The 12,456-nt window shown below is 62.0% G+C and carries 14 protein-coding genes; 5 read left to right on the top strand and 9 right to left on the bottom strand.

Annotation, left to right across the window (positions count from 1 at the left end):
• The first annotated feature begins 50 nt into the window (after positions 1 to 50).
• Positions 51 to 755, top strand: coding sequence for a lipoate--protein ligase family protein (locus tag ACNFHO_RS08010; protein WP_063542450.1), 705 nt, complete (start codon positions 51 to 53; stop codon positions 753 to 755).
• On the opposite strand, the gene crp is transcribed toward ACNFHO_RS08010, so the two are convergent.
• Complete coding sequence (crp, locus tag ACNFHO_RS08005) at positions 752 to 1,396, bottom strand: cAMP-activated global transcriptional regulator CRP (protein ID WP_054925379.1); 645 nt, start codon at positions 1,394 to 1,396, stop codon at positions 752 to 754. The genes ACNFHO_RS08010 and crp overlap by 4 nt on opposite strands.
• 190 nt (positions 1,397 to 1,586) lie before the next feature.
• Here crp and ACNFHO_RS08000 point away from each other — a divergent pair, with 190 nt between their 5' ends.
• A complete protein-coding gene (locus ACNFHO_RS08000; protein ID WP_028689009.1) occupies positions 1,587 to 2,009 on the top strand; it encodes an OsmC family protein in 423 nt (140 codons plus the stop codon).
• A 28-nt stretch (positions 2,010 to 2,037) separates the two neighbouring features.
• On the opposite strand, the gene ACNFHO_RS07995 is transcribed toward ACNFHO_RS08000, so the two are convergent.
• The 6 genes from ACNFHO_RS07995 to hemJ form a co-directional block, all read right to left on the bottom strand.
• Complete coding sequence (locus ACNFHO_RS07995) at positions 2,038 to 3,078, bottom strand: hypothetical protein (protein ID WP_063542452.1); 1,041 nt, start codon at positions 3,076 to 3,078, stop codon at positions 2,038 to 2,040.
• Positions 3,079 to 3,087: 9 nt separating this feature from the next.
• Positions 3,088 to 3,735 carry a 2-polyprenyl-3-methyl-6-methoxy-1,4-benzoquinone monooxygenase gene (gene coq7, locus ACNFHO_RS07990; RefSeq protein WP_112897195.1) on the bottom strand — a complete coding sequence of 216 codons (648 nt, stop codon included), beginning with the start codon at positions 3,733 to 3,735 and terminating at the stop codon, positions 3,088 to 3,090.
• A gap of 66 nt (positions 3,736 to 3,801) precedes the next feature.
• Positions 3,802 to 4,140, bottom strand: a complete 339-nt coding sequence (locus ACNFHO_RS07985; RefSeq protein ID WP_063542456.1) for a histidine triad nucleotide-binding protein — start codon at positions 4,138 to 4,140, stop codon at positions 3,802 to 3,804.
• Positions 4,141 to 4,204: 64 nt separating this feature from the next.
• Positions 4,205 to 4,987, bottom strand: coding sequence for an SDR family NAD(P)-dependent oxidoreductase (locus ACNFHO_RS07980; RefSeq protein WP_063542458.1), 783 nt, complete (start codon positions 4,985 to 4,987; stop codon positions 4,205 to 4,207).
• Between the two features lie 75 nt (positions 4,988 to 5,062).
• A complete protein-coding gene (locus ACNFHO_RS07975) occupies positions 5,063 to 6,010 on the bottom strand; it encodes an NAD(P)H-dependent flavin oxidoreductase (protein ID WP_054892248.1) in 948 nt (315 codons plus the stop codon).
• A 29-nt stretch (positions 6,011 to 6,039) separates the two neighbouring features.
• Complete coding sequence (gene hemJ, locus ACNFHO_RS07970) at positions 6,040 to 6,465, bottom strand: protoporphyrinogen oxidase HemJ (RefSeq protein ID WP_054892249.1); 426 nt, start codon at positions 6,463 to 6,465, stop codon at positions 6,040 to 6,042.
• Between the two features lie 141 nt (positions 6,466 to 6,606).
• Between hemJ and argC the strand changes: the two genes are divergently transcribed.
• Complete coding sequence (gene argC, locus ACNFHO_RS07965; RefSeq protein WP_063542462.1) at positions 6,607 to 7,641, top strand: N-acetyl-gamma-glutamyl-phosphate reductase; 1,035 nt, start codon at positions 6,607 to 6,609, stop codon at positions 7,639 to 7,641.
• A 144-nt stretch (positions 7,642 to 7,785) separates the two neighbouring features.
• Complete coding sequence (gene erpA / locus ACNFHO_RS07960) at positions 7,786 to 8,136, top strand: iron-sulfur cluster insertion protein ErpA (RefSeq protein ID WP_029615063.1); 351 nt, start codon at positions 7,786 to 7,788, stop codon at positions 8,134 to 8,136.
• A 54-nt stretch (positions 8,137 to 8,190) separates the two neighbouring features.
• Here erpA and ACNFHO_RS07955 read toward each other — a convergent pair whose 3' ends face one another.
• On the bottom strand, positions 8,191 to 9,282 hold the full coding sequence (locus tag ACNFHO_RS07955; protein ID WP_416765899.1) for an anhydro-N-acetylmuramic acid kinase: 1,092 nt from the start codon (positions 9,280 to 9,282) through the stop codon (positions 8,191 to 8,193).
• 3 nt (positions 9,283 to 9,285) lie between these two features.
• The gene (locus ACNFHO_RS07950; protein WP_063542466.1) at positions 9,286 to 10,707 is read right to left on the bottom strand and encodes a peptidoglycan DD-metalloendopeptidase family protein; all 1,422 of its coding nucleotides are present in this window, start codon (positions 10,705 to 10,707) and stop codon (positions 9,286 to 9,288) included.
• Between the two features lie 233 nt (positions 10,708 to 10,940).
• Between ACNFHO_RS07950 and tyrS the strand changes: the two genes are divergently transcribed.
• Complete coding sequence (gene tyrS / locus ACNFHO_RS07945; protein WP_063542468.1) at positions 10,941 to 12,140, top strand: tyrosine--tRNA ligase; 1,200 nt, start codon at positions 10,941 to 10,943, stop codon at positions 12,138 to 12,140.
• Positions 12,141 to 12,456 lie beyond the last annotated feature (316 nt).

Genomic DNA, 12,456 nt, shown 5'->3' with positions numbered 1-12,456 from the left:
CTGTTCTGGCCCTTTCGCGGGCCAGTGAACCGGATTTCCAAGGTGGATCAATGACCGATCAACCCCTGGCCCTCACCGTCGAGCAGGGCCTGCATGCCGAACAGGAGCTGCTCGCCGCCGTCTGCCGTGGCGAGCGTGAGTCCGGCGTGCTGTTCTGGCGCCCCACCGATCATGCTCTGGTCATGCCGCGACGAATGAGTCGTCTCGACAACTTCGAAGCCGCCTGTGCCGAGCTGGCGATCGCTGGCTGGCCGGTGTTGCTGCGTGAAACCGGTGGAGAGCCGGTGCCGCAGTCCCATTCGACCGTGAACGTGGCGCTGGTCTACGTCGCACCGCGCAGCGAAGGTGACCACGGACGCATCGAGAACGCTTACGAGCGCCTGTGCCTGCCGCTGTGCGATGTCTTGCGCGAATGGGGTGGTGTGGCGTCGGTCGGGGAGATCGACGGTGCGTTCTGCGATGGGCGCTACAACGTCAATCTCAACGGCCGCAAGCTGGTCGGCACTGCCCAGCGCTGGCGCCAGGGGCTGGGCGGCAAGCGCCCGGTGGTGCTGGTGCATGGGGCGCTGCTGCTGGACAACGAGCGCGAGTCGATGGTGGCGGCGGTCAACCGCTTCAACGACTGCTGTGGGCTGGAGCAACGTTGCCGCGCCGACAGCCATATTGCCTTGCATGAAGTGGTGCCCGCAGCCCCTTGGTTCGAACGGCTGTCCCAGGCCTACGCCGAGGTGATCGCGGCGCTGCCCAAGGATTAACGGGTGCCGTAGACCACCATGGTCTTGCCCTTGACCTGCACCAGACTACGTTCTTCAAGATCCTTGAGCACCCGGCCGACCATCTCGCGCGAACAGCCGACGATCCGCCCGATCTCCTGACGGGTGATCTTGATCTGCATGCCGTCGGGGTGGGTCATGGCATCCGGCTGCTTGCACAGGTCGAGCAGGCAACGGGCGACGCGGCCGGTGACGTCGAAGAAGGCCAGGTCGCCGACCTTGCGCGTTGTGTTGCGCAGGCGCTGGGCCATCTGGCTGCCAAGGGCGTAGAGAATGTCCGGATCGTGACGGGCCAGCTCGCGGAACTTGTCGTAGCTGATCTCGGCCACTTCGCACTCGGTCTTGGCCCGTACCCAGGCGCTGCGCTGCTGTTCGGGGCCCGCTGGTTCGAACAACCCCAGTTCACCGAAGAAGTCACCATTGTTGAGGTAGGCGATGATCATCTCATGACCTTCGTCGTCCTCGATCAGGATGGTCACCGATCCCTTGACGATGAACGACAGCGTCTCGGCCCGGTCGCCGGCGCAGATGATGTTGCTCTTGGCGGCATAGCGGCGGCGTTGGCAGTGCACCAGCAGCTTGTCGATATTCTTGATCTTGGCAGGGAGTGCTGAGGCTACCATCACGAAAATCCTGTTCGAGCGACGCAGAGGCATTTTTGTAGGAGGTTACTGACGGCGGGCGCCAGTGATTTGGCGTCAGCTTATCAGACACTTCGGCTTTATCGGCATGAAACCCCAACGTCTTGAGCTTTTCCGACAGCGCTACAAGGTCTAAGCTGACGACCTTTTACGAAATCAGGAGTCCGGATAGATGAAGGCACGCATCCAGTGGGCCGGTGAGGCCATGTTCCTCGGTGAGTCGGGGAGTGGGCATGTCGTGGTCATGGACGGTCCTCCCGAGGCTGGCGGTCGTAACCTGGGCGTACGCCCGATGGAGATGCTGCTGCTCGGCCTGGGTGGCTGCAGCAGTTTCGATGTGGTCAGCATCCTGAAGAAATCCCGACAGGCGGTGGAAAGCTGCGAAGCTTTTCTCGAGGCTGAGCGCGCCAGCGAAGATCCCAAGGTATTCACCAAGATCCACCTGAACTTCGTGGTCAAGGGCCGTGGCCTCAAAGAGGCGCAGGTCAAGCGAGCGGTCGAGCTGTCGGCCGAGAAGTATTGCTCGGCATCGATCATGCTCGATCGTGCGGGTGTGGAGATCACCCATGGCTACGAGATCGTAGAGCTGGGTTGAAGTGGTGGGGCCGCCTGGCGGCCCCTTTTCAGTCGCGCAGGGCCGGTAACGCGTCGAGCAACCATTGCGGCAGCTTTGCCCGCAACGACTGGCTCAGGTGCTCGCGGCGTTTCTGGTAAGCCAACCCAAGGCCGATAACGCCAAGCCCGATCAGGGTGATTACTACCGGGAACAGCAACGACTCGGCGAACACGTCATACGACAGGTAGCCCAGGTACGCCGCCACGCCCATGGCGCCGAATACCATGAACATCGGTCGGCGCAGCAGCACTGCACATCCCATCAGGCCAAGGTTGATCAGACAATAGAGCGCCTTGCCCAGCTCACTGTCGCTGTTCATCGAAGTCAACCCGCCCCAGAATGCCAGAAGCCCTGCCAGATAGCCCCAGTAGGCGTAATCGCGGCGCGTGCGACCATCGGCAGCCAGGAACACGGCCAGCAACAGCAGGCCGAACCACACCGAGACCTTCTGGCGCTGCTCCCAACTGAACACTTCGCCGTAGAACCATTCGCTGAGGTCCATGGACATGAACCACAAGGCCACGGCAATTGGCATCACGATGAAGGGGAAAGGCACCAGGCGCAGCATCGCCACCCCGGCGACGACGGTCGCCGCTTCCATCAGCAGCCAACCGCCCTGCACGTAGGTGTAGTACTGGTGGTAGTCGAACTGCAGGTCATCCAGCGGCCACCAGCCGAGCAGGCGCTCGATGGCGAAGACTGCCAATGGCACGATGCTTACGGCCACCGCAGCGAGAACGCCAGCAGCAATGACCTGTCCACGGCGCTGGAGTGACAGGGCGAACAGGGTAAGCGCGGCGATATAGAGGAGGGCGGCGGTCAGCAGTGCTGTATCACCAATGCGCATCCAGGCTTCGGTGAGCAACCAGCCCATGGCTGCCATGATCAGCAGCGCGCCGAAGTAGAAAGCGACATGGGCCAGCTGGAACCGGCCCTGTTGTTGCGGTTGCTGACGCAGGAACTCGAGCAGCGCCCGATCCTGTCCTGGCTGGAGAATGCCGGCGCTTACGGCGCTGGCCAGGTCCTTGGCATCGAAGCGCTCGGTCATCGGCTCGTCCTAGATTCGGTAGGTGCTCTTGGTCATCACCTTGGCCAGCAGGCTCATGCCGAAACGCACCGGGGCAGGGAAGCGGTAGCCGCCTGCTTCCAGTGCGGATTCGGCGTGTTGCTCTTCATCGACGCGCATCTGCTCGAGAATGGCGCGGGATTTTTCGTCTTCCTCGGGGATCTGTTCGAGGTGCTCGTCCAGGTGCTTGCAGACCTGATGTTCTGTGGCGGCGACGAAGCCCAGGCTGACCTTGTCGCTGACCAGGCCGGCGAGGGCACCGATGCCGAACGACATGCCATAGAACAACGGGTTGAGCACACTGGGATGACTGCCCAGTTGGCGGATGCGCTGTTCGCACCAGGCCAGGTGGTCGATCTCTTCCTCGGCGGCATGTTCCATGGCCTTGCGTACCTGCGGCAGCTTGGCGGTCAGTGCCTGGCCTTGGTAGAGCGCCTGGGCGCAGACTTCACCGGTATGGTTGATGCGCATCAGGCCGGCGATATGGCGGGTCTGGGACTCGTCCAGCTCGGCGTCAGGCTGGATGATCGCGGGCGAGGGACGGGAAGGTTGGCCGCTGAAGGGCAGCAAGGTGCGCATGGCGGTGTCAGCCTGCAGCAACAAGCGGTCGAGCGGTGAATAGTGACGTTCGGTAGCCATCGGGCACCTCCACTAAAGTGATGCCCGACAGTTTAACTCAATCATGCCGGATGGGCTTGCCTTGGGTCAGCCCGGTGGCCAGTTCATCTGACGCTGGCCGAGCACGTGCATGTGGATGTGATAGACCGTCTGCCCACCCTTGGGGTTGCAATTCATGACCACGCGGAAACCTTCCTCGCAGCCCTGCTCGACGGCCAGGCGCTGGGCGGTGAACAGGATGTGGCCAGCCAGTGCCTTGTCCTCTTCGGTCAGGTCGTTGAGGGTCGGGATGTGCTTTTTCGGGATGACCAGAAAATGTACCGGCGCCGCAGGGGCGATATCCTTGAAGGCCAGGATCTGGTCGTCTTCGTAGATGATATCCGCCGGGATTTCCCGGTTGATGATCTTGAGGAATAGATCGTCCACGTCATTTGCTCCTTGGTGAGGGTCGAAGCGCAGTGTACTCAGCGAAGCGCTGCTCGGACAGAGGTCATTCGGCGCCGATCGGGCAGTAGCGACGATGGATCACGCCCGCCAGCTTGCGGCTCAACCAGCGCGGCAGAAGGCGTGGGGCGAAGGCCAGCCAGCGATTGCGTCGGCCTGGCATGATCAGGGCGTGGTTCTTGTCCAGCGCGCGCACTGTGTAGAGCGCCACTTCTTCGGCACTCAGGCAGCGCGAACTGCCCTCCAGTCGCGGGATGTGTCGTTTTGCCGAGCGGATCGGGCCCGGGCACAACACCGACACCTTGATCCCGGTACGACGCAGTTCTTCGCGCAGGGCTTCCGAGAAACTCAGTACATAGGCCTTGCTGGCGCTGTAGCAGGCCATCCACGGACCTGGCGCGGCGCTGGCCAGTGAGGCTACGTTGAGGATCTGGCCGCCACCATGCACCGCCATCAGGTTGCCGATCGCGTGGCACAGGCGGGTCAGGGCGAGGATATTGACCTCCAGCAGGTCTTGTTCGTCGGCCCACTCATGGGCCAGGAAGGGCCCGTAGGTGCGCTGGCCGGCACAGTTGACCAGCAGGTCGATGCGCCGCTCGCCCTCTTCCAGCTCAAGTACGAATCCCGACAGGCGCAAAGGCTGGCTGAGGTCGCAGGCGCGCAGCAGAACCTCGACACCGAAGCGCTGGGTCAGCTCGATCGCGATCGGTTCGAGGGTTTCACGATGGCGTGCCACCAGGATCAGGTTGCGCCCGCGCCGCGCCAGGGCCTCCGCCAGGGCCAGGCCCAGGCCGCTGGAAGCTCCGGTGATCATGGCGTAACGGGTCATGCAAGGCTCCTGGGGGCGGAAGAGGGCGCCTAGTGTACAGCTTGGCCGGGGCGGTTGTGGTCTTTTGCAGGGGCTTCAGCGCGCCAGTTCAGCGCTGCGAAGCTGGGCTGCCTGGTATTCGTCACGCAGGCGCTCGATCAGCGCTGCCGTATCGGGCAGGTCATGGATACCGCCCGCGCCCTGGCCAGCCGACCACACGGTTTTCCAGGCCTTGGCTTCTTCATCCAGCGGTTTGAGCTTGACCTCGCCCGGATTGTGCTTGAGCGCGGCCATGTCGTAGCCGGCCTGCTCCAGGCTCTGGCGCAGAAAGCTGGCCGGCACACCCGACACCGCTGGGGTGTGGACGATGTCGGCAGCATGGGCATCGAGGAGCATTTTTTTGTAGGCGTCCTGGGCTTGGCTCTCGCGGGTGGCGATGAAGCGTGTGCCCATGTATGCGAGATCGGCGCCCAGCAGACGTGCCGCGAGAATTTCGTGACCGTGGTTGATGCAACCGGCCAACAGCAGGGTCTTGTCGAAGAATTGGCGGATCTCCGCGACCAGGGCGAACGGGCTCCAGGTCCCGGCATGACCGCCGGCGCCCGCAGCCACGGCGATCAGGCCATCGACGCCGGCTTCGGCGGCTTTCTCGGCGTGACGACGGGTGGTGACATCGTGGAACACCAGGCCGCCATAACCGTGCACTGCGTCCACTACCTCCTTCACCGCGCCCAGGCTGGTGATCACGATGGGAACCTGGTGCTCCACGCACAGGGCGAGATCGGCCTGCAGGCGCGGGTTGCTCGGGTGCACGATGAGGTTGACGGCATAAGGCGCGGGCGCATGCAACTGCGCGAGCCCTGCCTCGATCTCCTCCAGCCAGGCCTTGAAGCCGGCACTGTCGCGCTGGTTCAACGCCGGAAAACTGCCCACCACACCGTTGGCGCAGCAAGCCAGGACCAGCTGCGGGTTGGAAATCAGGAACATCGGCGCGGCAACCACAGGCAGTCGCAGACGGTGTTCAAGTGTTGCGGGCAGGGACATGGCAAGGCTCCTTTGCTCAGGGGGTATGCTCAGAACGGTTTGACCACCACCAGAATTACGACAGCCAGCAGGATCAATACCGGTACTTCGTTGAACCAGCGGTAGTACACATGGCTGCGGGTGTTCTGCCCGGCGGCGAAGCGTTTGCGCTGTGCGCCGCATACGTGATGGTAGCCGGTCAGCAGGATCACCAGGGTCAGCTTGGCATGCAGCCAGCCTTGGCTCAGCCAGCCGGGCGTGAGGTAGAGCATCCAGATACCGAACACGTAGGTGGCGATCATCGCCGGGTTCATGATGCCGCGGTACAGCTTGCGCTCCATGGTGACGAAGCGTTCCTGGCTGATGCTGTCCTGGCTCTGGGCGTGATAGACGAACAGGCGCGGCAGGTAGAACAGACCTGCGAACCAGCAGACCACGCTGACGATATGCAGCGCCTTGATCCAGAGATAGAGCATGGGGGAGTTCCTTCAGGTTTTCACGGTGGTCAGATAGTAGTGGTCCGGCGCTGCGAAGGGGTACCCAAGAGTTGTTACAGGCGTCACGTAACCCTATTATCGTGCGCTTTCCAGTGGTCTCGTTGATGAGGGGCAAGCGTTATGATCAAGGTCGGTATCGTCGGCGGCACGGGTTACACCGGTGTCGAACTGTTGCGCCTGCTGGCACAGCACCCACAGGCCGAGGTAGCGGTCATCACATCGCGCTCCGAGGCGGGTGTCGCGGTGGCCGACATGTACCCGAACCTGCGCGGCCACTATGACGGTTTGCAGTTCAGCGTACCGGACAGCAAGACGCTCGGCGCCTGTGACGTGGTGTTCTTCGCCACACCGCATGGCGTTGCCCATGCCCTGGCCGGCGAGTTGCTGGCTGCCGGGACCAAAGTCATCGACCTGTCTGCCGACTTCCGTCTGCAGGACGCTGTCGAGTGGGGCAAGTGGTACGGCCAGCCGCATGGCGCGCCGGAACTGCTCAAGGATGCCGTCTACGGCCTGCCTGAAGTGAACCGCGAGAAGATCCGCCAGGCGCGCCTGATCGCCGTGCCGGGTTGCTACCCGACCGCGACCCAGCTTGGTTTCCTGCCACTGCTCGAAGCGGGTCTGGCCGATCCGTCGCGCCTGATTGCCGACTGCAAGTCGGGTGTCAGTGGCGCCGGCCGCGGTGCTGCAGTGGGCTCGCTGTTCTGCGAGGCCGGCGAAAGCATGAAGGCCTATGCAGTCAAAGGGCACCGCCACCTGCCGGAAATCAGCCAGGGCCTGCGCCTGGCAGCGGGCAAGGATATCGGTCTGACCTTCGTGCCTCACCTGACTCCGATGATTCGCGGTATTCATGCCACCCTCTACGCAAATGTTGTCGACACCTCGGTCGACCTGCAGGCGCTGTTCGAGAAGCGCTATGCGAACGAGCCGTTCGTCGACGTGATGCCGGCCGGTAGTCACCCTGAGACCCGCAGCGTGCGTGGCGCCAACGTCTGCCGTATCGCCGTCCATCGCCCGCAGGGTGGTGATCTGGTGGTGGTGCTGTCGGTGATCGACAACTTGGTCAAGGGCGCGTCCGGCCAGGCGGTGCAGAACCTGAACATCCTGTTCGGGCTGGATGAGCGCATGGGCCTGTCCCACGCTGGCCTGCTGCCTTAATCGTCAAGCAGGTGAATAGGCCCGCCTCGTGCGGGCCTTTTCGTTTGTGTCGACCAAAGCCGCACAATTCTTGACCAATTTTCTCGGAGAAGCGGATAATGCGCGTCATCGAGTTTTATGGCGGCTTACGCCGGGAGAACCAACATGAGCGTTGAAACCTTCACCCCCACCGCTTTGGAGTTTACCCAAGGGGCTGCGCACAAGGTGAAGACCCTGGTATCCGAAGAAGGCAATGATCGCCTCAAGCTGCGTGTGTTCGTCACAGGCGGCGGCTGCTCGGGTTTCCAGTACGGCTTCACCTTCGATGAAGACGTGGCCGAGGACGACACCATTGTCGAGCGCGAAGGCGTTTCGCTGGTCGTTGACCCAATGAGCTTCCAGTATCTGGCGGGCGCCGAAGTGGACTACCAGGAAGGCCTGGAAGGCTCGCGCTTCGTGATCAAGAACCCGAACGCCGCTACCACCTGCGGGTGCGGTTCGTCGTTTTCGATCTGAGTCGCGCTTGAACGAAAACGCTGCGCAATTGCGCGGCGTTTTCGTTTCTGTCTTTCAGGCTGGGTAGATCGCGCCCAGTACTCGTAGCCCTCTGGCAGCCGTGACACTTGGGCGGTTAGCCGGGATGCCTTCGAGGCAGCAATGAGCCAGCCATGCGAATGCCATTGCCTCGACCCAGTCCGGATCGATACCTTTGGCGCTGGTGCTGGTCACTTTCGCGGCAGGCAGCAAGGCGGCCAGCCGATTCATCAGGGTGCCATTGCGCGCGCCACCGCCGCAGACCATCAGGGCCTCGGTATCCTGCTGGGCATTGCGCAAGGCATCGGTGATGCTGCGTGCAGTCAGCTCCAGCAGCGTGGCCTGAACGTCTTCGTCGCGGTAGTGCGGCAACGTTGCCAGGTGGGCATCGAGCCAGGGCAGGTTGAATACCTCGCGCCCGGTGCTCTTGGGGCCGTTGCCGGCAAAGAACGGGTCGCTCAGCAGTGCCGCCAGCAATTGGTCCTGCACCTTGCCACTCGCCGCCCATGCGCCATCGGCGTCGAAGGTCTGGCCGCGCTTGCGCTCGATCCATGCATCCAGCAGCACATTGCCCGGGCCGCAGTCGAAGCCATGTACCGGAGTGTCCTGGGCAATTAGGCTCAGGTTGCTGAAGCCGCCGACGTTGAGTACGGCCAGGCGCTGTCCCAGATGGCCGAACAAGGCTTCGTGGAAGGCCGGGACCAGCGGTGCGCCCTGGCCACCTGCGGCCACATCGCGGCGACGGAAATCACCCACCACGCAGATGCCGGTCAACTCGGCGAGCAAGGCCGGATTACCGATCTGCACGGTGAAGCCTCGGGCCGGTTCGTGGCGGATGGTCTGGCCGTGGCTGCCGATGGCGCGGATGGCGCTGGGCTCGAGTTTCTGCTCGGTCAGCAATTGCTGTATGCCTTCTGCAGCAAGGCCAGCCCAGCGGTTCTCGGCCAGCGCTGCCCGTGCGATCTCGTCAGGGCCGCTGGCGCAGAGGCTCAGCAGGTCCTGGCGAAGGTCGGAGGGCATGGGCAGGTAGCGGGTGGCGAGCAACCGGGGCTGCTCGCCTTGTTCGATCAGGGCAATGTCCAGGCCGTCAAGGCTGGTGCCGGACATCACCCCCAGGTAGAACGCCATGAATCAGCGCTTGTTGGCGGCGAGCAGCGTGGCCTTTTCCTGATCCATGCGAGCGATCAGGGGTTGGCTTTGCTGCATGAAGCGCTGGCGCTCGGCCTTGGCGATCGGATCGGCCATCGGCACCTTCTGGCTCAGCGGGTCGACATGGACGCCGTTGACCTGGAACTCGTAGTGCAGGTGTGGGCCAGTGGAGAGACCGGTGGTGCCGATATAGCCGATGATCTGGCCCTGCTTGACGTTGCTGCCGGTCTTGATGCCTTTGGCGAAGCCCTGCATGTGGCCATACAGGGTCTTGTAGGTGTTGCCGTGGGCGATGATGACGGTGTTGCCGTAGCCGCCCCGGCGGCCGGCCAGCTCGATGCGGCCATCACCGGCTGCCTTGATTGGCGTGCCGCGAGGCGCTGCATAGTCGACACCCTTGTGGGCGCGAATCTTGTTCAGGATCGGGTGCTTGCGTCCGGCGGAGAAGCGCGAGCTGATGCGGGCGAAGTCTACCGGTGTGCGGATGAACGCCTTGCGCAGGCTGTTGCCGTCAGCGGTGTAGTAGCTGGTATTGCCCTGTTTGTTGGTGTAGCGCACGGCGGTGTAGGTCTTGCCGCGATTGGTGAAACGCGCCGAGAGGATGTTGCCGGTGCCGATCACCTTGCCATCCATGACCTTCTGTTCGTAGACCACGTCGAATTCGTCGCCAGGGCGGATGTCCTGGGCGAAGTCGATGTCGTAGCCCAGCACGCGGGCCATATCCATGGTCAGGCTGTGGGAAAGGCCGGCACGTTGGGCCGAGGCCGAGAGCGAGCTCTTGATGACGCCATGGGCGTAGGCGGTTCGCACCAGGGGCTTGGTGATTTCGCGCTCGAACGCGTAACCCTTGTCGGTCTTGTTCAGGCGGATGCTTTCGAGGTTGCTGACCTGGCTGTGCAAGCTGGCCAGTTGGCCGTCCTTGTCCAGCTCGAACTGCAGCACCTGGCCGTGTTTAAGCTGGCTGAACTGCTTGGCTTGCTTGTCGCTGGCCAGCACGTCATGCACGACGTTGGCAGGCAGGCCCACTTTGGCGAACAGCGTGGAGAGGGTGTCGCCACGGGCGACCACGACTTCGCGATGGCCGGGAGCCTTGTCTTGCGCCTTTTCCTGTGCGACGGGTTGCGGTTGCTCGGCGGCCTGTTCTGTAGCGGGTTCATCCCCTTCGATCTGGGCGAAGGGCGAGCCGGTGGATTCGGTGGACTGCACCAGCGGTGCGGCCTTGGATTCGTCCTTGAGTTGCTCGGCCGGGGTTTCGAGCTCGAGGCTGAGGGTGGTCTTCTTCGCTTCTACGTCGCTGGAGGGAAATACCAGCAAGGCCAGGCTGAGCAGGGCGGCGATGCCGCTGGCGGCCAACAGATGGCTTTTCGGATAAAGCGGGGGCGCTTTAGGCGTGTCGTTGGTCATAGATAAGGTGACTTTGAAAAAGTGAATGAAAAAGGTGACTGAATACGCTGAAAAAGATGAATGACATGATGAAGATGAAATAACTGTATAAAATATAACCAAATCCATTTTCGCGCAAGGGCGCGTAGACGCCGCAAGGCGCCTCTCGGGTCACATTCCTTTGCGAAACTTGTATTTGACGGCCGATCTTGTATGGTTGGTCCCCTTTGAATCTGAGCCTTGCGGGTCTGTCTATGAAGTCGGTTGAAGAGCAGCTGGCGCTTATCAAGCGCGGTGCGGAAGAGGTGTTGGTCGAGTCGGAACTGGTGGAGAAGCTCAAGCGCGGCCAGCCGCTGCGTATCAAGGCTGGCTTCGACCCAACGGCTCCTGATCTGCATCTGGGCCATACCGTACTGATCAACAAGCTGCGGCAGTTCCAGGAGCTGGGGCACCAGGTGATCTTCCTGATCGGTGACTTCACCGGCATGATCGGTGACCCGAGCGGCAAAAGTGCCACGCGCCCGCCGCTGACCCGTGAGCAGGTTCTGGACAACGCCGAAACCTATAAACAGCAAGTGTTCAAGATTCTCGACCCGGCCAAGACCGAGGTGGCGTTCAACTCCACCTGGATGGATACGCTGACCCCGGCCGACTTCATTCGCCTGGCGTCCCAGTACACCGTCGCGCGCATGCTCGAACGTGACGACTTCGACAAGCGCTACACCAGCCAGCAGCCGATCGCCATCCATGAGTTCCTCTATCCGCTGGTGCAGGGTTACGACTCGGTTGCGCTCAAGGCTGATGTCGAACTGGGTGGTACCGACCAGAAGTTCAACCTGCTGATGGGGCGTGAGCTGCAGCGCGCCTATGGTCAGGAAGCTCAGAACATCGTGACCATGCCGTTGCTGGAAGGGCTCGATGGCGTGAAGAAGATGTCCAAGTCGCTGGGCAATTATGTGGGTATCCAGGAAGCGCCTGGGGTGATGTACAGCAAGTTGGTGTCGATTCCGGATACGCTGATGTGGCGTTACTTCGAGCTGCTGAGCTTCCGCTCGATGGAGGAAATCGATCAGTTTCGTGCCGATGTCGAGAAGGGCGCGAACCCTCGTGACATCAAGATCAAGCTGGCCGAAGAGATCGTGGCGCGTTTCCATGGTGAAGAGGCTGCGGCGAACGCTCACCGTGCTGCGGGCAATCGCATGAAGGATGGCGAGCTGCCGGAAGATCTTCCGGAGATCGAAGTGGTTGCGGCTGAGGCCCTGCCTATCGCGGCGGTGCTCAATCGTGCGGGCCTGGTGAAGAACTCGGCACAGGCACGTGATCTGCTAGGCAGTGGTGCGGTCAAGGTTGATGGTGCAGTCATCGACAAGGACTTCATGTTTGCGCTGGGTGCTACCCATGTGTGCCAGGCGGGCAAGAAGTCGTTTGGACGGGTTACGCTGAAGGCTGAGTGATCGCCTGATGGTGTAGCTATATATAAGCGGGGAGGCCGACAGGCCTCCCCGCTGTGTTTTCAGCGATCCGGAAGATTCTTGAAATAAAAGGTTGACGCCCTCTCAGATCCCCTTATAATGCGCCCCACTTCCGCAGCAAATGGAACGCAAAACTTCTTGTTAATCAACGAGTTAAGCGAGTTCGGTGAGGCGTGAAAGGCTTCGGTCACCTGATCGGCAGCGGTGAAAAAGGCAGTTGACAGCATCTTCGAGTGCTGTATGATTCGCCTCCCGCTACGAGAGATCGCAGCGAGTCAAGTGTTTGAAGCTAAACGAG

The sequence above is a fragment of the Pseudomonas sp. NY15374 genome (genome assembly GCF_048068255.1).
GTDB lineage: Bacteria > Pseudomonadota > Gammaproteobacteria > Pseudomonadales > Pseudomonadaceae > Aquipseudomonas > Aquipseudomonas machongensis.
Note: the sequence above shows the minus strand (reverse complement) of the source record. Positions and strands in the feature narration are given on the sequence as shown.